The organism is Microcoleus harperi Pol14_C6, from assembly GCF_036701295.1.
In the GTDB taxonomy this organism is placed as follows: domain Bacteria; phylum Cyanobacteriota; class Cyanobacteriia; order Cyanobacteriales; family Microcoleaceae; genus Microcoleus.
Genome location: NZ_JAUBQN010000021.1, coordinates 38380 through 62254, shown reverse-complemented (window position 1 = coordinate 62254; position 23875 = coordinate 38380). Strand labels below are relative to the sequence as shown.

Sequence of the window (23875 nt, the reverse complement as noted above, 5' to 3'; positions counted from 1 at the left end):
TGTATAGTAGCGATGTCAATCGCCGAGTCCGATTTTTGCCGAATACCCTAATTATCCTTGATAGGAATGCTGTGTACCGGAAGGGCGATCGCAAATTCTGTTCCCCTTCCCGGCCGCGAACAACATTCTAAGGTTCCCCCGTGTTTTTTTGTGACTATATCGTGGCAAATTGGCAGTCCAAATCCGGTTCCTTTGCCTACTGCTTTCGTTGTAAAAAATGGCGTAAACAACTTTTCTTTGATGTTTTCTGACATTCCAATTCCATTGTCAGCTATCTGAATCTTTACGATAGGATTGATAAATTTTTCGATCGAGTTGGCAACAGAGGTCGAAATTGTAATCGTATTGGGGTTGCTCTCAATCTCTTTGTAGGTTTTACCAACATTAGATTCTTCCAGAGCATCGATCGCGTTGGCTAGCAAATTCATAAATACCTGATTTAGTTGCCCCGGATAGCATTCGATTTGAGGCAATTCCTCGTAATTTTTGATGATTTTAATGGCAGGGCGATCGCCCGACGCTTTCAACCGGTGTGCTAAAATCATTAATGTGGTATCAATTCCTTCGTGAAGATTTGCTGGTTTTTTCTCAATCCCGTCGGTACGCGAATAATTTCGCAAAGATTGCATGATGTCGCCGATACGATCTGTTCCCAATCTCATAGAGTCAATCATCTTCGGCAAATCTTCTACTAAATATTCTAATTCAATCGCTTCTATTTCATCTAAAACTTGTTGCCCTGGCTCGGGAAAGTTGTCTTGATAAACTTGAACTAAATTTATCAAATCGCTAACATATTCTTTGGCATGATGCAAATTGCCAGAAATAAAGCTGACGGGATTGTTCACTTCGTGGGCCACTCCAGCCACGAGTTGTCCGAGTTGCGAGATTTTTTCTGTTTGAATTAATTGTGCTTGAGCTTGTTGCAATTGAACGAGTGTTGCTTCTAAATCTTCAGCTTTTTGTTTCAATTGAGCTTCCGATGTTTGCAGTGCTATTTCGGCGCGCTTGCGATCGCTAATATCTCGATTAATCACCAGGGCGTGGGGTTTACCGCCGTACTCAAAAAAGTTTGCTTTTACATCAATATCGCACAGCGTACCGTCTTTTCTCTGTATGATAGATTGACACGTAAATTGTTCGCCTCTGCTGACAGTTTGTTGGAATTTGGCGAATAAAGACTCTGGGAGAATATAATGGGGCGGATTTAACTGCACGAAATCTTGCTCAGCATAGCCAAATATTTGACATAGTGCGGGGTTAGCTGCAATGACTTTACCAGTCTCCAAATCTATCACCGAAAGTCCGTCTGCTACTGTCTCAAATATGCTGCGGTACTCGTGTTCTTTTTGGACGAGTTCGACTTGGAACTGTTGTAGGCTTTCGAGAGATTCAGCCAACTGGCGGGATTTGTGCTGTTCCCTGGCGTAGATGCGGGCGTTTTCAATGGCGATCGCCGCTTGTGTCGTTAACAGTTGCAACAGTTCCAGCCGATCGCGCGTAAATGCTCCACTCGCCAGATTATTCTCTAAATATACAATGCCAATCAACTTACTTTGATACAAAATCGGCGCGCATAAAATCGACTTTGGTTGGCAATTCTGAATGTAAGTATCCGATTGATACCTTATTTCTTGACTTGCATCGCTCACCACCAACGGTTGCTGAATTATCCCAACGTACTTGACTATAGAAATAGGAACATCCGAGCTGTTTTCAACAAAGATTGACTCCTGAAATGTTGCTGAGTCATGCAGGTTAGTATCCGAAACTTCAACAAACAGTTGCCCGTCTCTTTCTAAAAGAATACAACCTTTTTGCGCGCCAGCATTTTCTAAGATAATGTGCAGCAGTTTTTTCAACAATTTTTCTAAGACTATTTCACTATTAATTGCCCCAGATGCTTTGATTACCGTTGCTAAATCTAAGATATTAGCATGACTAGATGTACTCGCGGATACAGTTGCAGAAATTCGCGAATCTACAGCTTCAGGAAATAAATTGCCATAGTATTGTTCGAGTTGACGGACTTTCGCTGTAGCGCCCCACTGGAGATAGCAAACTCTGGCATCGTTGAGGTAACTTTTGGCGAAAATAAGCCGATTTTGAGATAAATAAAATTGGGCAGCTAATTCGTTAAGGAGTGCAGCATCTTGAATGAAGCCGTTTTCTATTGCGAGGGCGATCGCACTATCGTAGCATTCTGCCGCCTCATACTTTTGTCCCGACAACCGCGCCACTTGGGCACGGATGGCTAAATACTTGTGCTGGTAATTTGCAGGGCAGTTTTTCGCAAATTCTCCAAGCTCTTCCAAGCTAATGCTAAGCTGTTCGAGGTAGAGTTGGCGATCGCCCTCGCTGGCATTTGTACAAGCAGCAGCCAGGGCTATAGCCCGGTGGAAGCAAAAAACCGGACTCAGAAAAACGCCCGCAGCACCTGCCAAAAATTTAACACCAATATTGGCATATTCTAATGCTCGATCGACCTCACCAAACCAATTCGCCACGGTTAGTCTGTAGAGATAAACCATAAAAGAAGTCATCAAATCTGCCGAGGCTTCAGCAAATTCTAATAGCGACTGTTCGTCGATGAAAGTTGGGGGATTTTCTACACTCTCGGCAGCACAAGTAAGCCGAGCAATTGCCGATTTATTTAGCATAAAAAATGCTAGCATATTGCGGTCAATTTTTTGCAAAACAGGTAAAAATTCCTCAACAACTGCGGTGGTTTTTTGCAGCGAGTCATTGCCGAAAAAGCTGAACCAAAGACAATTAATCGCAGCATATCCCGACCACTGATAAGCACCTGTCTCTAAACCGCTATTAAAAGCTTTGAGGACAAAAACCTTGGACTCATCAATATGTTTGATGTAGTGCAAACAAGCCCCCCACAGCAAGAAAATATAAGCACTTAACTCTTTAGCATCCCAGCGTTCGTAGAGAGTTAAACCCAGTTCTCCTGCTGCCAAACCAGCCTCAATTTCGCCATATTTAACAATCAAAGTAAAGGCATACACAATGTAACCAAAGGCGGAAATCCGGCAATTTCCGTGTTCGATTGTCGCCTGCACCAACTCGATCGCGCACAAAAATTGAGCGTTGGGACTGGTAAAGTAAGCAATGGGGTAAAGTTCTTTCAAAATCCGGTGGGCGGCGAGTTGCAGCGGATCGGTGAGTGTTGGTAAATCGGCTAAATTGGCGATCGAACCCCCAATCATCTCCTTCGTCTTTGCCAACTCCCGCAGCAAATACCCATCATCCGGGCAAGCTTCAAACTCAATTCCCAACAATTGCAGCGTTTCGATACCTAACTGATAAGCTGCAGGCAAATCATTTTTCATTCGCAGACAAGTCATTTTCAACTCATTAATCCGACACCGTTCTAACAATGTCTGAGTTGGAGGCAAAATAAAGTCTAGAATTGTCAAAGCTTCGTCATTTTTCCCATTCAAATATTCAGCTTCGCCCAATTCAAAATACAGCGCCCAAGTTAACGAATAATTATCTTCCCAGCTTTGTGCCGGCAAACATTTGCAGCCCGACTGGAAAAAACTCAGCGCCGTTTCAAACGCAGAAGCAGCTTTCGCAGTTTTGCCAGCCTGCCAATTTAACTCAGCTAATTCATACTTTTCGCTCAACTCGCAAATCAACCCGCCAGCAAAATTCAAATGATTGACAATATCAAAAATTCGTTCTTGCCGTTGGGCTGCGCTACTTCTGTGCAACAACAAACGCCCGATCGCCAAATGAACAGGTTCTTTCTGTGCGTCAGGAATCATAGCATAAGCAGCTTGTTGAACGCGATCGTGCATAAATTTGTAGCACACATCTCCAGCCGCTATCCCCAACTTTTCCAACTCTTCCGGCTCAAATACTTGCGGAATCCGATAGCTATTACCTACAGGTAAAATCAAGCCCACCTGCAACGCTTCCCACAAATCCTGCGCTGTTTCAGTCCAAGATTGTCCGCTAGCCACCGACAGTACATCCAAACTAAACTGATTGTCTGTACAAGCCGCTAATTGCAAAATTCGCTGGGTTGCCGTTGACAAAGTTTTAATTTTATTCACCATCAAATCGACAACGTTTTCTGAAATAGCCTGGCGTTGAATATGTTTAATATCCCACTGCCACTCAGCAGCCTGCGGGTTAAATCTCAACCAGCCTTTTTGATGCAAATACCTCAGCATTTGCTTGAAAAAAAATGGATTGCCGTCAGTTTTTTGCACTAGCAAATTCGCCAGCGGACTCGCTGTTTCAGCAGCACATCTCAAAGTTTCAGCAATTAGTTGAATGGCGCTGCCAATTGCTAGCGGTTCTAAAGTAATAGCTGTTATCGGAATGCCTGCAGCTCGAATTGCTTCATTCGCTACCATCAATGGATGCGTCGGGCTGACTTCGTTATCCCGATAAGCAACAATTACTAGCAAGTAAGGAATTTTTGCGAGGCCATTTTGTTGATATAAATTGACTGTTGCAGCATCTATCCACTGGCAGTCGTCGAGAAACATTACTAAGGGATGTTCGGCAGTGGCAATTGCTTGAAGTAACTGCTGCATCACTCGGTTGAAGCGGTTTTGAGATTCGATCGCCCCGAGTTGTGGTACGTCTGGTTGCGGGCCTAAAATTAACTTTAACTCGGGGATGGCTTCGATCGCAATTCGAGCATTCGCATCCAAAACTTGCAGCAGTTTTTCTCGCCACAATTTAATCTGTGCTTGGCTTTCAGTCAAAATCTGCTGCACCAAATTCCGCAGGGCTTGATTGAAACAAGCATAGGGAACATTGCGCTTGAATTGGTCAAATTTGCCCGAAACCAAGTATCCGCGCTGCCTGGTTAAATTACGCAGAATTTCGTGAACTAATGCTGATTTGCCAATTCCGGAATAGCCACCTACCAAGACAATTTCACCGCTGCCTTGGCTGGCGCGATCGAAGGCTTGCAATAATTGTGCTATTTGCTTTTCTCGCCCGTAAAGTTTTTGCGGAATTAACAACTGACTCATGGCATCTAGTTGTCCGGGAATAAAATTAGAAATTTTACCAGAATCCTCGATTTGATTCTGGCAGCGTTCTAAATCTGCTAACAATCCGGTTGCTGTTTGATACCTGTCTTCGGCATTTTTTGCCATCAGTTTTTCCGCAATTTGGGTCAAAACTGGGGGAATTTGCGGATTTAATTGTTGAAGGGGAATTGGTTGTTTGGCAATGTGACAGTGGACTAATTCCAGCGGCTCGTTGCTGGTAAATGGCAATTTTCCTGTCAGCAATTCGTAAAAGGTGACACCTAGAGAGTAGAAGTCGCTGCGGTAGTCTACGCCGCGATTCATCCGCCCGGTTTGTTCCGGCGACATATAGGCGAGGGTTCCTTCTAGGCGATCGGGATTTGTTAAGTTTGGCGTTTCTTTGTTTAGCCGCGAAGCAATGCTAAAATCTGCAATTTTTACTTGCATTGTTGCGGAGTTTATAATAATATTAGCTGGCTTGATGTCTTTATGAATAATGTGATTTTGATGCAGGAATTCTAAAGCTTTTGCTAATTGGACGGCGATGTTTAAAAATTGGGCGATCGGCAATTGGTAACGCGCGGTTGCTGTGGAAGCAGCAGTTGTGCGATCGCCAGCGCTTTCCCCGCCGCCTGCCGGTTGGGTTTCCAGCATGGGAAAAATGCTGCTGGTAGGATTCCCGGCTTTGGCTATCCACTGTTTGAGGGAGATGCCTCCAAAATCTTGTAAGACTAATACTAAGCAATTCGGGTGAATTTCTAGGCGATCGACTTTGACGGTATACTGGCAATCGAGATTGACGGCGATCTGATATTCGTGTTTTAAGCGAGTTATCTGTTCTAGGGTAGGATATTCTGTATTTAAAACTTTGAGGATGGCAGGCTCTAGGTTGGCGATCGATAGCGCCCGATAAATAACGGTGTTAGTTCCTTGATGGATGAGTTCTTGCAAGTCATACCCAGAAATTTTTAAAGCTGGGAGCATAAAGTTGGATTCCCGTCAGTAAATTGGTTTCTAACTCTATAGTGCACCATGCAGAGTAGAAGCGAACTGATAGAAATCACCGACACAAAAAATAGTAGTTGGCCAATTACTACCGTAGCTCATACCATTTTAGATTTTAGATTTTAGTGAGCCCTAGGGTGCGTCGCCATCGACCATCTTCAAGAAAGAGCGACAATCCCGCAGCGACGCACCTGTTCTTTTCAATGACCCAATAAACAACCCTCCGTTTCACTCCGCCCAACATTTTTGTTGTAGCAAGCTTTTTTATAAATGGTATCAGGTGCGTCGCTCCGAGATTGTCGATCGAATGCAGGGGATTTTTCAAGGCGACGCACCCTACGACTTAGGTAAACAATAAGACTTACACATGGGGGGCTGATTCCCGGTTTATACGAAATATCAGAGGTTTAGTAACGAGAAATACAGGAAGAAACCGGGAATCAGCCGATCGCAAGTCCTAAATTAACCTTTGATGAACTTTGCTAATTTGTTAGCCATCTTCTCTACAATTCCCTCCGAAGTACCTGCCACCGATGCTTCTGCTTCAATACGCTTGACCGCAGCCTCTGGAAGATTCAGCAACTGCACTAATTTTTGATAAGCTGCGGCTTCTTCTGCGTTAATTTTTGGTTCGTCGGGAGTGCGAGAACTAGAGGAAATCACTTCATAGCCGAGTTGCAAGACTAATTCCCTTTCATCTTGAGTTTCTAGTTGTCCGATCAACTCGTCAAGGGGAATATTTTGCATGATGTAATCCCGCAATTCTTGTTGCATTTGTTGTCCGTCGGTATCTGGGGCAAACAAGCCGCAAAAGCGATCGAGCATTAAATTAACTTCTTCTGTGGCGAGTTCGCCGTCAGCCCAGGCCATAGAAGCAACAATTCTCAGCAGATTCATCTGGCGGGGCGTAATTGATGGAGGAGGTGGGGTTTGCATAATCAAAGTTGGTAATTGGGAATTCAGAATTGGTAATTGCAAATTGGGAATTGGGAATTGAGCCTGATTCCTTCTTGTCTTTTCTTTCCCCTTCCCCTTCATTTATGTCACAATTTCGATAGAGGAACTCCCAACCATCCAGTAAAGTTTTGTTTCTGAATAGCAGTGGGCTGTTCCACGGGCACGATCGAGTAGCGGCCAGGGCGGGGCGGCGCGAGAGTAACACGACGAGTCCGCAGTTCGTCTTGGTGAAAAACTGTCACCTCTATTGTGTCCCCCGGCTGATAATCTTTAAGCCTCTCGCCCGCTTGTTCTGAATTTACCCGAAAACCTTCGATCGCCAGCAACTCGTCCCCAGCGTCAATTCCCGCCAATTGTGCCGGAGATCCTATTTCGACAAATTTAACCATTTCCCGCCCGTTTTCGGCTCCCAACGTCCAACCGATACGAGGGGTTCGGTCAGTTTCATCTACCCAAATTTGCAGCCCGAAAGGTTCGAGATATTTGTTGTAAGGCAACTCTTCTGTGCCGTCTATATAGCGCGCGAAAAAGTCGCTCAAATCGATGCCGGCAACGGACTCGATCGCACTTTGCAACTCTTCGGGAGTAAAACCTATTTCTGCGGGCAGCGAAGGAGAATTTAACTCTCCGTTTGATGTCAAATGCGCCGACTTGCCGTCTGTTTCCGACTTCAGGTCACAATCGCCATTTTCCGTCGAATTAGCATTGCCAAACTGCTGCCACATCAAACGCATCACATCGTCGAGCGATCGCTCGTTTCCGTGTCTAGCTCGAATCAACAAATCGAGCAAAAACGAAACAACTTCCCCTTTCAAATAATAGGAAATCTGCGAATTATCACTGTTAGAATCCCGGCGATAAAGTTTAATCCAAGCATCCCAGCTCGACTCGCTCACAGGCTGCACGCTGCGCCCCGGAGTCGTCTGCAAGCGAGTAATTTCCTTAGCCATACCTTGGAAAAAACCTTTGACGTTGTAGAGACCAGCTCGAAAAGGAATCACCAAATCGTAATAACTGGTAGTGCCTTCAGAAAACCATAAAGAAGGAGTGTAATTCTCTTTTTCGTAGTCAAATACTTCCAGAGCTTTCGGTCGAATGCGCTTGACATTCCACAGGTGAAAAAACTCGTGAGCTACTAACTGAATAAAGCGTTCATACTTTTCCTTGGCCCGAAAACCAAAACGCGGATAGTTGAGAGTGCAACTCTCCTTGTGTTCCAAACCGCCAAAACCAGAGCCGGACAAATGCAGGAAAAACACATAGCGTTCGTAAGGCAAGCCGCCGAACATTTTTGCCTCGACTTCGATCACTTTTTGGATGTCTCGAATCGTGCGATCTGGTTCTAAATTGCCTTTCCCCCAAACAACTAGCTGGTGGGTTTTTCCCATCACTTCAAACTCGTACACTTCATGATCGCCAATCTCAAAAGGACTGTCTACGAGAGTGTCAAAATCTGCAGCAGCGAAAGTAAGATTTTGGCCGGGAACAGGTGGCAAAGTAGTAACGGTGCGCCATTGGGGCTTCGGTGGCACAACAGTCACGGTGTAGCAGTTGCTCTCAAAACCGGGCAAGAAAAAACACAACGCCGCTGGATTAAAATAACCGTGAGTCGAGTCTAAATGATTGGTTCGCACTGTCAGTTCGTTGGCAAAAATGCGGTAGCGAACCGTGACATCTGACACCGAATCGGTCTCGATTTGCCAGTGATTTTTGCTTTTCTTGCGCCAAGGTAAAGCTCGATCGCCCGCTTGGGAGCTAAAATCTTGCAGGTGGCGGGCGTACTCTCGAACCAAGTAAGAACCGGGAGTCCAGACAGGCATTTTTAAATCCAGAACCCGCTCCGACCAACCTTGCACGCGCAAAGTCACTTCAAACAGGTGGGATTCAGGATTGGGCATCGCCACCGAATATTGAATTGTCGGTGCTGTTAGTTGCCCCTGACTGTTGCCTGCAGCCGACGAGGAATCCAAACAAGTAACATCAGTCATTGACTTGCCAAATTAATCAAGTGCTTGAGGTTGATCAAATGGATAGTTTGGTGGTCTGGATCGATGTTGATCCAACCTTTACTATCGAGTTTTTCCATAATTTTGCTGGTTTCATCTAGGGTGATATCTGTCACATCAGCTAAGTCTTCATAAGGAATATTGAAGATATCTTTGCCCTCAGCAGTTTTCTGACCGTAGTTTTCTGCCAGCTCGACTAAAGTATTTGCTAGTTTAACCGCTGGCTGGCGGTTTCGGAGTTGATAGCGGAGATTGGTTTGGCGGAGTCGCCGCACCATCAATTGCAGCATCCGGTGGTGCAATTGCGGGTCTTTAAACAGGGTTTGGATAAATCGCTGAGCTGTGACGCTCAGAAGTCGCACGGGCGATAGAGCAAGTACGTCATTCGACCGGGGAGATTCGTCCAGAATGGCCATTTCGCCGAAGAAGGCACCCCGTCCTAAAATAGCCATTGATACAGCTCGATCGTTTGACAAGCGCCGGACTTTTACCCAGCCAGACACGACAAAGTAAATCGCGTTGCCCCAAGAATCCTCCATCACCACAGCTCGGCCCGGGGGATACTCATGCTTGACGGCATTTGATAGTAGCCCTCCCAAGGTTTCTGGGTTAGCACCCTTAAATAGAGGGAATAGCTCACTGAAAGCTTCTGTCTTCATGCAAACTCGCGGAGGTGGGAAATATGATTAGGCGACACCCAACAGCTAGGGAACGATCGATGTTTGGGAACACAAACAATCTGTTGCTCCTTTAATTGATGATAAGGGTGCAGAGGCCCGGTTCACGTAAAATCGGCAGATTCTTTAATCTTAAACGGGTTTACAAGCCCGCCACTGCCTGTTGAACTTTACCCAACAGAGGTTCTATGTATTCCGGCCAGCCGATCGCGATTGACTGCGTGTGGGCCAGAGTCTCCGGCTCGATCGCATCTTTAGTCCACCTCAGCGGTTGACCTTGCAAGTCGCAACAAACCAATCCGGCTGCTTTTGCTAAAGCCAGAGGACCGGCGGTATCCCACACTTTAACTCTGCCGTTGAGATACAGGTACAAACCGGCTCTACCGAAGATAACTTCCATCACTTTTAAGCCAAAGCTGCCCAGCGAGTAAAATTCGGCTCCGGGGATGGTTTGGGCGATCGCCCGGGCGTAGTTTTTCTGGTCTTTGTCTCCGAGAATAATTTTACAATTTTCCGCTGTCGGAGCCGGCGGTTTGCACAGCGCGATCGGCTGCGGCGCTTGGGTTCCCACACTTTGGAACAATCCCCACTCTTTGCCGCCAAAATACATTTGGTCAAAAGCCGGGGCGTAGAGCCAGCCGGCTACCGGTTCCCCTTCCAGCAGCAGCCCCACCATCGAAGCGTAGTGCAGTTTTCCCCGAATAAATTCTTCAGTTCCGTCGAGGGGATCGATGCACCAGAGGCGCTGGTAATTGGCGCAGTAAGCTGCTCTGGAGGCGCTGTTTTCCTCGGTAATCCTGCCGTCTTCAGGAAACAAAGCGCTAAATGCTGCCGATAGTTGTCGGTCTAGGTATTGATCGATACTCGTCACGTAGTCGTTGGGCCCTTTCTCGGAAACTTCAAAAGGTTCGGCGGCTAGCTTGTAAGCTTCTTGACCGCACTCGCGTAGGGTGTAGCGAATTTTTTGGTCTTGCTCTGGAGAAATATACATGAGGTTAAACATAAATTCTTTAGCTAACTTCAGCATAAAAGCTTAAGTCCTTGGAATCGATCGGCGCGTGTCACTGTTTTTGATTCGTACAGGATTTGCGCCCGGTTGTCCATAAACCCGGTTTCCTAAGCATGAGGGCCGTTCCTATACAAGCCCCACACAGGATTGGTGGAACTAAAAAAAAAATAGACAGGAGGAATAACCCCCCTGATTTATCTGTAGAGTCAAATCTAAAATCTAAAATTGATCGATAGAACCAGCACGTTCAATAGCAGAGAATAGAATCCAGCAGTTACGCACCCTACTCAATCAACTGGGTTTTCAAAACATAATCGAAAGCCTAAAACAAGTATTTTCGTCCATCCAACCCGGTTGATGCACCCATGATTATCTTACTCAAGACTCAAAACTCAAAACTATTAAGACTCCCGTCCACTCGCCCACTTATCCCGCCATTTCACAGTCCCTTCGGAAACTAAAACCCAGCGGCGACAAACCAGATTTTCTCGCAGCGGCGACAGTCCTTCCCGTAGCAGCGCATACTTATAAGAAATCAACTTCCCCGCACTTTCATTAAAAGGAATTTCCCCAAACCAAGTATTAGTATTGATATACTCCAAGGGAAAACCCTTACTAATATCCCAATTCCCCAATTCAGGACAATCTCCAATCACCACAATTCTTTCACCAGGCTGAGTTCTAACGCTGTTAAGCTGGGCCCGCACAATAGTTTTTGCCTTAACTCGCTCTCCGACGCGGCTAAAAATCATTACTTCCCGCGCGCCCAATTCTAAGTTGTACAGCATTCCATCTTTAACTTCAAACTTACGGCGCGATAAAACCTCCGTATGCTCTCCATCAGGCAGCTCAGTATCAACCTCTTTAATTGTCACAGAATTGCCACGATTCATCGCTACAAACACCACAGAATCGCGATAGCGGCGCACGTAACAATAAACATCAGGAGTTAGATATTTTTGCCACTGACTCCCCATCGAAATAGCTGGATTCAGCCGCCGCAATCCCGACAGCAACCGCACATCCCGGTAAATTGGCGAATCAGTATCCCACTTTTCCATCATCGGGCGGTTGTATGGGTCATTGCCCCCATCTGTATCATCATGCAAATACTGTTCGGTGCCGTAATAAATGCAGGGAATGCCGCGAGTCGTCATAATTAAACATATCGCCAACTGCAGCATTTCTGGATCGGGATTCAACGACTGAAACCTCGGCATATCGTGGTTGTCAATAAAAGTAATCAACTCCGTCGCCCCGTAGTAGCGGTGATCTAAATTCAGGACATCTTGGACTAACTTAAATCCTGCGTCGGCACCCTTTCCTAATACTTCTCGAATTGCCACGCACAGACCAAAATCTAAAATAGTCATCCCCGACTCGTTGACAAATTCCACAGAACGATCATTTCGAGGATCGCTGTAAATCCATTCGCCAAAAATGAAAACATCAGGTCTGTGTGTTAAAATGTCAGCAGTAAATTCCTGCCAAAACCAAATAGGCATATGCTTTACTGTATCAACCCGCAAAGCATCAACACCTCTGTCCAGCCATTGTTTAATTGCTGACTTAATGTAATTCCGGTAGGCAATATTATTTTCGTTGAAAGTTGCTAAACCCGACAGTTCGCAGTTTTGGACTTGCCATTCATCTTCCCAGTTGGTGACTTCGCCATAGTGGTGATACCAGTCATCTTCATCGTCATTAAAATCAGCTATTTTTACGCCGTCGTCGTAGAGTTCCCCTTTTTTACCGCTAAAATCTGGGTTGCTGTGATTGCAGACAATATCGAGTACGAGTTTCATGTTTCGCTGGTGCAACTCGTGTACTAATTTGTCAAATACCGTATCTTTACTTTCTTGTGTTTGGTTAATAGAAGGATTGTCGCCTTTGGCAATAAAGCGGGGATTTAGTCGCTTGAAGTCTTTAGTCCAGTAGCCGTGAATTGCAGCTTGTTCGACAAATAATGCTTCAACTTGCTCGAACAGTGGAGTCAGCCAAACTGCGCTAACTCCCATATCTTTTAAGTAATCGAGTTTGTCGATAACTCCCTGCAAGTCGCCGCCCCAATATTTGCCCCAATCTTTCCCTTCTGGATCGTAAAGTTCTGGGTTTGGCCCTTCGTTATTTGCGGGGTCGCCGTCGTAAAAGCGATCGACTACAATGAAATAAATTGTTTCTTGTCGAAATTCAATGTCTCTGGTGTAGAGGAATTCTAAATCGAGTTCGCTTTCTGGCTTAACTTCTTCTACCAGAGACTCAATTTTTTCTTCTGGTTCGCTAACTTCGTATTGAGAGGAAGTTTGATTGGGACTGACTGGTGTCATGAGATGTATTTTTTTATATTGTAAGATTGGTCAGTTTTTGGGAGCTCAAGTCGGAAATAGCTTTCCCCTCGGACTGAGTTTTACAGCATCATACGGAATTTACTCGTTTAAAGAAATCTTCCTTCAGAGAGAGAGCAGACTCATCCTTAAGGATTAGGTGAATGAGAGTTAATATCTAGCGTAATTCTCCCTCAAAGAGGCAGAGCCTCAAAAACCTGCCGTACCAGGCTAAGCCTGGTAATGAGAAAAGGTGTACTAATTGTGCGATCGTCCTTTTTTCCTTCCTTTCATTCCTCCCGCAAACTTTGGATATCTTCAACCCTCAAACCAATTGTTTGAGTAATGGTTGGATTGTTAATTAGATTGAGAAGTGACCTAGGAATTTCCAGAGCATTTTCTCCCATTCCTTGCTGCATTACTTGCTACAATTCCTGTTGTAATCCTTGTGCAAGTCGTTTATCCTTATATCTTGCACCATTTTCGCTCGCACAGGCTTTCGGGCCGGTTCGACAAAGAGTTGATTTTTTTGTGGGAGGGCAGGAGAGCCCGCTCTGAAAGGATTCTTGAGAATCGTGCAACATCTCAGCTACCCTGACTATGCAGCAGTATTTAACTAGAGCGATCTACTTATCCCAAAAAAGAACGATCGCCCGACATTCACCTCAACCCTAGCTAACTACAGCCACCGCAGACTCTGGAACCTGAGAATGCTCCACCCGAAAAACATTCGCGCTCAAATTAGCAACAATTTGTTTCCCCTGCTGCGTTAGTTCCAAATAGCCGATCGCATCCTTCACATATCGATAAACCACATTCCAATAAAACTTCGGATAACCATTTCGCAACTCTCCCGGATTTTGATAGCCCAAAACCAGATTTTGCCCAGTCTCCTCAAACTCATAAAACAGCGCCGCAATCTTTTGCAAATATCGCGGATCACTCAACTGACCAATTAAATCAGCAGCGCGCACTAAACCTGGATAATTGACAGTATCTAGATAATCTTCATCGGCAGGAACTGGGAAACGAGTCAGCTCAATATTACGCTTAACCACCTCAGCATCAATCAGTTTGTGACCGCCAAAACGCTCATCAATAAACATTTTTCCGCGATCGACATGATAAGGCGTCAAACTCGCATCCGTCGCCCCTGGAGGTAGCTTCACTTGCGAATCCTCTATCCCCGTTGCATACAGTCTCAAATCAGTTCGATCTTGCCGACAAACCCCCTTCACATAACCGATATCGTGACACAGCAAAGCAATGTGGAAATGCAACCAATGTTCACATAAAACACCACCCTCCCGGATGTGCTTGCCGCGCAGAATCTCCTGTCCCACCAAGGTCACTAAAATAGTGTGTTCCACATTGTGGTAAAGAGCATCGCTATTAGCAATATTTTCCAAAGCCATACTCGCTGCCCAAGCAATAATTTCACTATAGTCAGATTTCAACCCGCCGTAGGTGTACCGGTAGCCTTCAATCAGTCGATTTACAAAAGCATTAATCAGCAGTTCAGTTGCATTAAACATATTCACTTCTCTGAGTCCACGTAGATAATTAAATTATTTTTATAGTTATTGTTTTTGGTGCTACCGTTTAATGTTATTTTTTGCTTAAGCGCGACGATAGAGACCTACTCCTATCGAGACGCATCCATTGATATTATCAACAATTATGGCTTAAATTATGGCTCTCGCAACTACCAGAGCGACACACCCCATCAATAATTGAGATAAATGGACGATCGAGGTATGACACCCCTCAATCAGCAGTACGGTGTTCCATCTTCCGTGCATAGGTAAGTCGATTTTAAATTTTAGATTTACTCGACAGATACATCTGGGGGCGAGAAGTAGGATCTAAAATTTTGGGTTGCTCACCACTGTTGTCGGAAACTTGTCTGTGTTTTCGCTGCTCCTGCCCAAAAACGAGAGCGATGGAAAACGCAACCCCATTAATTCCTCGTACACAGGATTAAGCTTGCACATAGGCGGTATGTAGAAAAGATGGTGTCCCAATAACTGAATATATCTCTCTCCAGAACACCGTGCGAGTATAAGTTGGCACACCATTAAGTTACTGGCGGCTCTCCCCCAGCAGTGCTATCAAGTCACTGTCGCACTGCTTGCAAGAGGCGATCGCTAAAAGTTAAGTCTAGGCACTGATTTGCAGGGAAAATACTTAGAGTCAAGTTCATAATTGATCTCAGTAATCATTACTAACAAAAACTTAGGCATCACCATACTTAATCCTCAACGAAACCCACTGTTGCTCCGATGACCTGAATAAGTTTTATGGGTGACACTCCCAGTCGCAAAATGTGATGCGAAGAGCTAGCATTTGTGATTCAAAACTAGCTAAAGTGTGAGACAGATCACGCCCTTTGTTCCCTACAGAATCTATACTTGGATAGATGGCAAGAAAATAAGACAGAATAACTTGCAGCCCTCCCTCGCAGCTCCCCTCTCCGATCATCTGCGATCTACGACTCTGTATACTTACTAATATAAGGTTTCAGGCAATGATTAAACAAAAACATAAATATGCCGACCTTGCTCAACCCCCCCACACAGATACCGTGCTCCAAAAACTCCCTGTAGAAGTTAAAGATTGGGCCCAAAGCTTGCCTTGGAACCAACGGCGCTATGTCTTGTCTCTCTGCTACATATTGTGTGCATCTACTCCCGACTTGCAAGCCGAATTTCTAGATAATTATACAGCCGACGGTTTAGTCTCAAAAATGTTTGAAGATGTAGATACTCTACACCGAGTCAAAGAGTATTTAATCAGATTTAGGGTCAAAAAACAATTAAACGAATCAGATTTAAGAAGCTACATCAAACAATTTTATATCCACTCAGCTCAACAATCGCGCCGAGAAACTGACCAATATTTAGAATCTGCACTCCGCTTCGTCTTGAGTACAGAAGAACGCAATAATGTTTTTAACTATATTTTGGGCTTTGAATTTATTAAAATTGTGTTTCAAATGAGCTGGTTGCAACACGAAAGATTAGCGAGACTGCAAAAAAATCAGTCCCAGTTTATTGAAACCTATATCAAGCCGATTCAACACGCACACAGAATTAATGGCATAATTATACCGAAAGATGAGAGAATATTTTTTGCCAGACGCACCTATTACGTTCAACTACCTAACATTTCCTACAGAAGACTCATTGAGTTAGTCATGGCAACTTTTACTACAGAAATGGTGAGTAATTGCGGATTTTCTATTAGCCGCCACTCTCAAGCTCTGCGTTTTGACTGCGATTACATTTATGATCCAGAACCAGAAGAAGAAAGATTTCCTACTGACTTGCAATTTATTCATTAAGTTGACCCAATAAGGTGTACCCTACGTTGCTTTTTTCTCTTTACTTTTAGTTGCGATTTGGGAACAGGAGAGTTTTTGAATCATGGGACTTTTAGTCGCCGGGTTATAACATAATTTTTCAGCCGGGTTTGATATAAAATAGGATGGCTGTATCAATTAACCTTCCGCTTGCATTTCTTCAATTTCAAACCAGCTAACTATCACTCCCGCTAGCGGAATCGCCAGAAATATACCTAAAAGTCCTGCTGACCTTGCTCCGACTAACAGTGCAAAAAATATCACTACCGGATTGAGGTTGAGAGAATTCTGCATGAGTCTCGGATGAATAAAGTTGTCTTGAATTTGCTGCAAAACAATGCAAGCTGCCAATACTTTTAAAGATAGCCACACATTTTGAGACAATACAATAAAACAAACTAAGCTAATCCCCAGCGTCGCTCCGATCCCCGGAACTAAATCAAACAATCCGATAATAAAGGCTAAAATTAAAGGAAATTTCACATCTAACAGCAGAAAAATTAAAAAGCTGGCAGTTGTCAAAAATAACATTAACAGAATTTGTGCCTGAAAAAATCCTAAAAAGTTTCGCTCTATTGTTATAGTTAAACGCCTGTGCAGGTGTCGAGGTATAAATTTGAGAACCAACAGCCACAGCCTCTCTCCATCAAGTAACATGAAAGAAGCCACTACCATAATTAATATTAAATTCAATAAGTTGGTTAAAAATACTTGTAAAAAAGCAATACTAGAAACAACTCCAGCCAAAGCTTGATTTCGGAGTTGTTCCTCAATAACTCGCAGGTTAACTTGCAGGTTTCTCGCCCGCAGGAAGGCTTCAATGCGCTCGGACAGAGGTGCCAGAGCATTCACAAATTCCGTCATGCTGTCAATTAATTGCTGTCCTTGAGATAAAAGAGTGACCCCTAGGGTAACGGTGAGACCGCCAAAAACTAAAAGGGTGAGCAAGACAACGAAGGCGACAGCTAAACCTCGCGGTAAAAATCGCTGGAGAGTTCGCACCGGATAGTTGAGCAAAAAAGCCACGAGTGCAGCAATGGTGAAAACTGCGACTGCTGTTTCAAAGTAAGCTAAAAGTTGCAGTCCAGCCCAACCTGAAGCAAATAAAAGCAAAAACCGGACTAAGGCTAAATTGCTTAGCATATTCCAAAAATTGGGAGGAGTTCTTTCTTGCTCTTTCACAGTGATTTTTAGGGGTTAATATTATAGCTCAAAAATATTGCATAGCCCTCTTTTAGAATCGCACCCAAGACATATCTGTGGCTATCCCCCTCAAGGCAGAAAACAGATGTCGAACTGAGGCAGGAGTGGGTTCTATTCACCATAAGTTCGATCGTAACCAATGCCGAATGAAACACGCCCGCGATCGAACAAACTGCCTTTTTGAGTCTAAAACGACCTCGGAAACTCTTTGCGATGGCAGTATTTGTTGCGGCAGCCCAATCGCAACTAACACACAAACCCTCAAACTAGCGGACGCCGAAAAACCATGTTTCAGTCCCAGTAGCGAAAAATTTTAACTCTGCCTCCTGGAAGATAGTATGAACAGGTCAATTTTTGGGATACTAGAAACTAGCACTCAACTTAGCTGAGGAACAAACGTGCTGCTATCAAAAGGCTTTGAAGTAGAAATGTATACCGGCACTCCCGAAGGTGAGGTTGTCGGTCTCTCCGATCGCATAGTCGCCGATCTAGAGGGATTTGTCCGCGAGCCTGATAGCCGCAATGTGGAGTACACGACCGCCCCGCTGTGCAGCTACGATCGCCTTTTGTGTGCCTTAGTCAAGCCACGAGTCCGGCTGCGCGAGTATTTAAAACAATTGGGCGACTATACCTTGCTGCCGGGAAGTACCTTGTCTCTCGGAGGGAGCGATCGATTTTACAGATCCGATCCCAACAACCCCTACCACACCTACATCGAGCAAACCTACGGCACCAAAGTCGTCACCGCCAGCATTCACATCAACATCGGCATCTCCCAACCAGAAATGCTGATGCGCGCCATCCGCCTAGCCCGCGTCGAAGCCCCGCTATACCTTGCCTTGAGCGCCTCTTCCCCCTTCCTCGATGGCGAAGTCACGGGCTATCATTCCACTCGGTGGGGTTTATTTCCCAAAACTCCCGCCATCGTCCCTCTGTTTGAAAGTCACAAGCATTACATTCAGTGGACTGAAGAACAGCTAGAACTCGGTACTATGCAAAACGTCCGTCATCTGTGGTCGGCAGTGCGACCTAATGGCGATCGCCGCCCCTACTGTCTCAACCGCCTCGAACTGAGAATTTGCGACCTTGAGGTCAATCCTCTAGCCCTGCTGGCTATCACTGCCTTACTAGAAGCTCGCATTTGGCAGATGATGGAAGACCCCAGCTTAGACCCCTTAGAACTCAGCACCTTGCCGGTGGCCACCCGTAACGAAGACTTAGTTGCCCTCACAGACGCCAACGAAATTGCTGCATCCCGGCAAAGTTTGGATGCCGAACTCACCCATTGGCAAGACGGCAGAACTATTCTGGCACGAGATTGGATTGAGGAAATTTACCGAGAAGTGTGGCCTATAGCCAAAAAACGCGGCTTTAGCTGCTTTCTCTCACCGCTCAAAAAGATTCTCCGGGAAGGCAACACCGCCCAGCAGTGGTTGAAGCTGCACGAGGACGGTTCGGATACGCGCAGTATTATTCTGCAAGGGATGAATGGCATGGCTTACCAAGAATCGGAGCTCGAAGACAACTTGTGCGCCCAGTTAGTTGCCTGAAGTACCCGCCGTTATTATAACGGGGGCTTTCACTAGCCCCCCGGCTATGCGTACTCAGCCAAATAATACAAATAGCCGGAACATCCCGCGACAAAGTTGCAGATCGCCCTCGAAGAACAAATCAGAATATTTAATCAATGGATCTCGACAAAGGTTATAAATAAAAGCTATAAGGTATATCTACCTTTGGGTAGTTTTATAAATTTTTCACTTGCTGTATTTACGGCTTTTAATTAGCTTCATGCCCCAACTTGTCTTGATTCACCCGCAAATCCCCCCGAATACTGGCAATATCGCCCGCACTTGCGCTGCCACAGGCACGGAACTGCATTTAGTGGGCCCGCTGGGGTTTGAAATTAGCGATCGCTACCTGAAACGGGCCGGGTTAGATTACTGGCCCTACGTCAACCTCCACTGCCACGAAGACTTAGCGGCTTTTCTGGCCTATCGACAGCAGCGCGGGGGACGATCGATCGGATTCAGCACTGGCGGGCGATGCAATTACGCGCAATTCCAATTTCAGCCCAGCGACTGGCTGATGTTTGGCTCGGAAACTGTAGGCATTCCCCAATTCGTCTTGGATGCCTGCGACGCCACAGTTTTTATTCCTATGAGCCAGCCAGGAGTCAGGAGTTTGAACCTCTCCGTCAGCGCCGCTGTGGGTTTATTTGAGGCTAAACGACAGTTGGGCGAGCTGGGATAAATCATTATCAACACATAAACATATAGATATTTAATAGCTGTCGCAGGCTGCCAAATCTTCTTTTAAATATAAGAAATTTGTATCTAAGGGGTGAAAATCTAGATAGCAGACATTAATATATTTTATTCATTCAAAAACAGATTGTTATCAGCAACACCAAATTACTCCCAAGATGATTCAGCAACAAAAACCGAGGATTTTAGCGATTTAGGGCGTGAGCGAGTACCAGCTTGGGTCTGAACACTATATCTAGTAAATATACGGTTGTAGGTTGTCCGGAAATTAGCCTAAAGTCTGATAATAGGTGAGAGTTCAGAGCCTTACCGGAACGAAGATTTTATGTATTCGTTCCAGCTATTGCGGTGTAAGGCTTGTGGGGTTAATTGCAGCAGGTTTGACCGAGAATTTTAAAATTTCTGACGGTTTGAGCTTGTCTAAATTAAAAAAGCAAGGTAATCTGGCCTAAGCATGATAGCTGTCAACAATCAGAATATTTCTGGTTGTTGATTTAAACTCAGCGTCATGCGATCCCCTTGAGTGTTTCCAAGGACAGTTAGCGCTTCTCAGTAGGAGGTCGTTTTTTTGAAACGAACATATCCCCAAATTAAGCCTGTTCAGGCTAGTGAAATCGACAGAGACGGTTCTGCGGAACCATCCAAACAGACAACGCTCAGCACAGGCAGAGTTCGCTCTCTCGCCACGATCGGGCTGGCAATATCGGTAGGTGCTTCTGGCATTCTGCTACCGAGAAATGGAGACAGCGCTCGCGCGTCTGAACTCGCACCGACATCAGAATCCACCGCTGAAGTACAGCCAATCTCGGCCAACGGGCCCGCTACCTCCGCACAAGTTGACGGTTCCAGGGCTGAACAGCCCGGATCACCTTCTGACCCGGTGGCGGTTAAGGTGCAGCAGGGGCAAAGCCTTTGGGAGCTTTCTCGGGATTATGAAGTTGAACCGTCGGCACTAGCAACTGCCAACGACATCAAACCCGATACCATACTCCAAGTTGGCCAACAGCTCAGAATTCCGACTGCGACGGAAGCCACACCACAACAGAACGCAGGCTATAGGACAGCGGCTGCGCTAGAGCACGCAGCGACGGTCAATCCCGAACAAGAGTTAAATCTGACTGGCTCCGAGCCATTGGATAGTGCAGCCCTGACAGCGCTGCCATCAACCGCAGCGACCCCGCTGGTCACGGCGGTACCGGAACAAAGTTCGATCGACATCCCGAATGCAGACGGGGCGATCGACAGTTTGAAAAAACAGGAAAACCGCACCACAGAATCGGGTCGAACCCTGTTAGGGTCTGAGGCGGGAGCAAATTTATCTACACCTGGGGCATTTTTACCAGAGTCAGCACCGACGCAGACCTCTCCCGGATATGCCACTGGGACAACTATTCCTGACCTCGATGCCACACCTGTAATTCCCAATTCCGGGGGAGGTCAAGCAGCATCACCCGATCGAGCATTCGAGTCAATTGAACAGTCTTTGGCAACACCCAGTTTGCCCTCGGCTGTGCTAGTCCCCCCTGCGGGAAGTACCGCCGCGCCGGCTGAGGTTCTCTACAGCGTGCGTCCGGGAGATACCCTAGATGCGATCGCCAAAGGTCACGGCGTATCGCCCAAAGATCTGATCTCCGTCAACAAGCTGGGCAACCCCAACTTGCTGAATGTCAATCAACGGCTCAAAATTCCCCAAGTTGGGTTTAAAAATCCAGGGGTACAGGCGGCAGCCTCTTATTCTGCCTCCAACTCTACATCTGTATGGGCGGCGAGTTCGGTTCCCGCATCTTTAAAGCCCAGCTCGTCTACCTCGGAAATAGCCAGTGCTGGTGTTGCAGCACCCGCACCCACAGTGCCTGTTGTCTCTCCCCTGGAGAACCTGGAAGGTCTGAACAATATTTCAGCGCCCATGGTTCCCCAAATTAACAGCATTCCGCTGACTCAAGTTTCCCAAACCATTAGCGATCCACGGAAGCTGGATCTCCAAGGCGAACCAACATTTACAGGTGCAGTTGACACCAGTGCCCTGCCTGGACCCGCCCGTGAAAATGTTACCGCTATCGCTACGGGATCATACCCCCAGCCGATCAGCTTCGTGGCAAATACTAGCACCCAGGCTTCAAATGCCGAGCCAACTAGCGCTTTACCAGAGTCGAATTCGGAGGCTCTCCCCACCGCAGAAGCTCTCAACCCTTATTCCGAACGCTTGAGGGCAGAAGTGGTCAGGCTACGAGAAGAATATCGTGCCTCGCGCAATTCGATCGGCGCCAATGCGGTGTCCCTGGCTCCAACTGACGGGCCCTCGGTCAACCCGTCTGAGGATATGCCAAGTGTCAATCCATATCTCTACACCCCCGACTATACTGAGGCGGTGCAGAATGAAATCAGCAGACCGCCATCGAGAGCCTGGTCTGAGCAGGTTCAGAAGCAGCAGCAAGAGCGTTTAGACCCCTCTCGCGCCGCGGAACTGCAACCGATAAACCTGACGCCGACCTCTGCTGGGCAGCGGCCTGTGGTAGCAACTGCTCCTTTGGGAGCCGATGGTTACGACCCCCTGAGCAACCCGTCTTTGGGACGCATGGTTTCTCCTGAACTGCCTCCGCTTTCGAGCCCTGATACTTATCTGCCTAACGGCAAACAACAGTCGGCTAACGGGTTTATTTGGCCGTCTAAGGGTGTTCTTACTTCTGGCTACGGCTGGCGGTGGGGACGGATGCACAAAGGAATTGATATTGCAGGGCCGATCGGCACGCCAATTGTGGCAGCATCAGACGGGGTGGTTACCTATGCTCAGTGGAACGACGGCGGCTACGGGTATCTGGTGGAAATTACCCATCCTGACGGCACTGAGACTGTCTATGCCCACAACAGCAGGATTTTGGTGCAAAAGGGTCAGAAAGTTGCTCAAGGGGAACAGATTTCCGAAATGGGCAGCACGGGCTTCAGTACCGGGCCTCACTTGCACTTTGAAATTCATCCCGCCGGACAGGGTGCTATCAACCCAATGGCTTTTCTGCCAGACGATGCGTCGAGCGCTTCTCGGTAATGACTGGTCGAAAGTTATGGGTTTTGAATGATTATCAAAACTCATAACTTTTACTAGAAGTTATGAGAAATAATGTTGTGTGAAAAGAAGACATAGCTAGCCCTACCGTGCTACGATAGTAAATCGTGAAGTAGATTTGGCTCAGTGGCGCAGTGGTTAGCGCAGGGGACTCATAAGCCCAAGGTCGCAGGTTCAAATCCCGCCTGAGCCATCATTAAATAAAAAAACTGCGCTCTCAATTTTGAGAGCGTATTTTTTTTGATTTATCGAGAAGATACTTGTAGTCGTTATGAGTATGATATATTTGTAACAGTTCGTAAAAAAGGAAACAAAATCTATGACCAGTGAATGCCTCCGGGTTGGTCAAGCTGCACCCGATTTCGCAGCAACAGCCGTAGTGGATCAGGAATTCAAGACTGTTAAACTGTCAGACTATAAAGGCAAAAAGTATGTAGTCCTGTTCTTCTACCCCTTGGACTTCACCTTTGTGTGCCCGACTGAGATTACAGCATTTAGCGATCGCTTCGAGGACTTCAAGAAAATCGATACCGAAATCCTCGGCGTATCCGTTGACAGCGAATTCTCTCACCTCGCTTGGATACAAACAGACCGCAAATCAGGCGGTGTCGGCGACCTCAACTATCCCTTAGTTGCTGACCTCAAAAAAACAATTAGTTCAGACTACAACGTCCTCGACCCTGAAGCAGGCGTTGCCCTCAGAGGTCTGTTCATCATCGACAAAGAAGGCATCATCCAACACTCTACTATTAACAATCTTGCCTTCGGCCGCAACGTGGATGAAACTCTCCGTACTTTGCAAGCTATCCAACACGTCCAGTCTCACCCCGATGAAGTTTGTCCCGCTGGGTGGCAGCCCGGTGACAAGACTATGACTCCCGATCCGGTCAAGTCTAAGGTATTCTTTGCTGCGGTTTAAGCAGATTATAGGTGTAAGGACACGGCAGTGTCGTGTCCTTACCCGCAGGGGAATTTATTTAACCGGATTTTTTAATTAAC

At 46.1% G+C, this 23875-nt stretch carries 15 protein-coding genes and 1 tRNA gene; 6 read left to right on the top strand and 10 right to left on the bottom strand.

Annotated features, from left to right (window positions below; genetic code table 11):
• Positions 1-47: 47 nt before the first annotated feature.
• The 9 genes from QUA27_RS15780 to QUA27_RS15740 form a co-directional block, all read right to left on the bottom strand.
• Complete coding sequence (locus tag QUA27_RS15780) at positions 48-5990, bottom strand: ATP-binding sensor histidine kinase (protein WP_333068983.1); 5943 nt, start codon at positions 5988-5990, stop codon at positions 48-50.
• A gap of 483 nt (positions 5991-6473) precedes the next feature.
• Positions 6474-6947 carry a tellurite resistance TerB family protein gene (locus tag QUA27_RS15775; RefSeq protein WP_333068982.1) on the bottom strand — a complete coding sequence of 158 codons (474 nt, stop codon included), beginning with the start codon at positions 6945-6947 and terminating at the stop codon, positions 6474-6476.
• A 107-nt stretch (positions 6948-7054) separates the two neighbouring features.
• Entirely contained in the window at positions 7055-8956 is a 1902-nt protein-coding gene (locus tag QUA27_RS15770; protein ID WP_333068981.1) for a M61 family metallopeptidase, read from the bottom strand.
• Positions 8953-9633, bottom strand: a complete 681-nt coding sequence (locus QUA27_RS15765; RefSeq protein WP_333068980.1) for a Crp/Fnr family transcriptional regulator — start codon at positions 9631-9633, stop codon at positions 8953-8955. Before QUA27_RS15765 ends, QUA27_RS15770 begins: the two co-directional genes overlap by 4 nt.
• Positions 9634-9793: 160 nt before the next feature.
• Positions 9794-10678, bottom strand: coding sequence for a 3'(2'),5'-bisphosphate nucleotidase CysQ family protein (locus tag QUA27_RS15760; protein ID WP_333068979.1), 885 nt, complete (start codon positions 10676-10678; stop codon positions 9794-9796).
• Positions 10679-11061: 383 nt separating this feature from the next.
• A complete protein-coding gene (locus QUA27_RS15755; RefSeq protein WP_333068978.1) occupies positions 11062-12987 on the bottom strand; it encodes an alpha-amylase family glycosyl hydrolase in 1926 nt (641 codons plus the stop codon).
• Positions 12988-13274: 287 nt separating this feature from the next.
• Positions 13275-13403: a hypothetical protein gene (locus QUA27_RS15750; protein WP_333068977.1), complete on the bottom strand. Its 129-nt coding sequence runs from the start codon at positions 13401-13403 to the stop codon at positions 13275-13277.
• Between the two features lie 252 nt (positions 13404-13655).
• Positions 13656-14519 carry an Npun_R2479 family HD domain-containing metalloprotein gene (locus QUA27_RS15745; RefSeq protein WP_333068976.1) on the bottom strand — a complete coding sequence of 288 codons (864 nt, stop codon included), beginning with the start codon at positions 14517-14519 and terminating at the stop codon, positions 13656-13658.
• A 330-nt stretch (positions 14520-14849) separates the two neighbouring features.
• Positions 14850-15062, bottom strand: coding sequence for a Mo-dependent nitrogenase C-terminal domain-containing protein (locus QUA27_RS15740; RefSeq protein WP_333068975.1), 213 nt, complete (start codon positions 15060-15062; stop codon positions 14850-14852).
• Between the two features lie 449 nt (positions 15063-15511).
• Here QUA27_RS15740 and QUA27_RS15735 point away from each other — a divergent pair, with 449 nt between their 5' ends.
• Positions 15512-16327: a cobyrinic acid a,c-diamide synthase gene (locus tag QUA27_RS15735; RefSeq protein ID WP_333068974.1), complete on the top strand. Its 816-nt coding sequence runs from the start codon at positions 15512-15514 to the stop codon at positions 16325-16327.
• A gap of 156 nt (positions 16328-16483) precedes the next feature.
• Here the strand turns inward: QUA27_RS15735 and QUA27_RS15730 are convergent, their stop codons facing one another.
• Positions 16484-17527 (bottom strand): AI-2E family transporter, encoded by a 1044-nt coding sequence (locus tag QUA27_RS15730; protein WP_333068973.1) that lies wholly within the window; start codon positions 17525-17527, stop codon positions 16484-16486.
• Between the two features lie 419 nt (positions 17528-17946).
• Here QUA27_RS15730 and gshA point away from each other — a divergent pair, with 419 nt between their 5' ends.
• From gshA to QUA27_RS15705, 5 genes are all read left to right on the top strand, one after another.
• Entirely contained in the window at positions 17947-19098 is a 1152-nt protein-coding gene (gshA, locus tag QUA27_RS15725; protein WP_333068972.1) for a glutamate--cysteine ligase, read from the top strand.
• A gap of 241 nt (positions 19099-19339) precedes the next feature.
• Positions 19340-19801, top strand: a complete 462-nt coding sequence (locus QUA27_RS15720) for a tRNA (cytidine(34)-2'-O)-methyltransferase (protein WP_333068971.1) — start codon at positions 19340-19342, stop codon at positions 19799-19801.
• A 582-nt stretch (positions 19802-20383) separates the two neighbouring features.
• Positions 20384-22858 carry a peptidoglycan DD-metalloendopeptidase family protein gene (locus QUA27_RS15715; RefSeq protein WP_333068970.1) on the top strand — a complete coding sequence of 825 codons (2475 nt, stop codon included), beginning with the start codon at positions 20384-20386 and terminating at the stop codon, positions 22856-22858.
• A 138-nt stretch (positions 22859-22996) separates the two neighbouring features.
• Positions 22997-23069 (top strand) — tRNA-Met (locus QUA27_RS15710).
• 126 nt (positions 23070-23195) lie between these two features.
• The gene (locus tag QUA27_RS15705; RefSeq protein WP_190663488.1) at positions 23196-23795 is read left to right on the top strand and encodes a peroxiredoxin; all 600 of its coding nucleotides are present in this window, start codon (positions 23196-23198) and stop codon (positions 23793-23795) included.
• Positions 23796-23875 lie beyond the last annotated feature (80 nt).

Bases quoted from the DNA above. Each gene is read 5' to 3' on its own strand.
- QUA27_RS15780 (WP_333068983.1), bottom strand. From the start codon at position 5,990: ATGCTCCCAGCTTTAAAAATTTCTGGGTATGACTTGCAAGAACTCATC.
- QUA27_RS15775 (WP_333068982.1), bottom strand. From the start codon at position 6,947: ATGCAAACCCCACCTCCTCCATCAATTACGCCCCGCCAGATGAATCTG.
- QUA27_RS15770 (WP_333068981.1), bottom strand. From the start codon at position 8,956: ATGACTGATGTTACTTGTTTGGATTCCTCGTCGGCTGCAGGCAACAGT.
- QUA27_RS15765 (WP_333068980.1), bottom strand. From the start codon at position 9,633: ATGAAGACAGAAGCTTTCAGTGAGCTATTCCCTCTATTTAAGGGTGCT.
- QUA27_RS15760 (WP_333068979.1), bottom strand. From the start codon at position 10,678: ATGCTGAAGTTAGCTAAAGAATTTATGTTTAACCTCATGTATATTTCT.
- QUA27_RS15755 (WP_333068978.1), bottom strand. From the start codon at position 12,987: ATGACACCAGTCAGTCCCAATCAAACTTCCTCTCAATACGAAGTTAGC.
- QUA27_RS15750 (WP_333068977.1), bottom strand. From the start codon at position 13,403: ATGCAGCAAGGAATGGGAGAAAATGCTCTGGAAATTCCTAGGTCACTT.
- QUA27_RS15745 (WP_333068976.1), bottom strand. From the start codon at position 14,519: ATGTTTAATGCAACTGAACTGCTGATTAATGCTTTTGTAAATCGACTG.
- QUA27_RS15740 (WP_333068975.1), bottom strand. From the start codon at position 15,062: ATGGTGTGCCAACTTATACTCGCACGGTGTTCTGGAGAGAGATATATT.
- QUA27_RS15735 (WP_333068974.1), top strand. From the start codon at position 15,512: ATGATTAAACAAAAACATAAATATGCCGACCTTGCTCAACCCCCCCAC.
- QUA27_RS15720 (WP_333068971.1), top strand. From the start codon at position 19,340: ATGCCCCAACTTGTCTTGATTCACCCGCAAATCCCCCCGAATACTGGC.
- QUA27_RS15705 (WP_190663488.1), top strand. From the start codon at position 23,196: ATGACCAGTGAATGCCTCCGGGTTGGTCAAGCTGCACCCGATTTCGCA.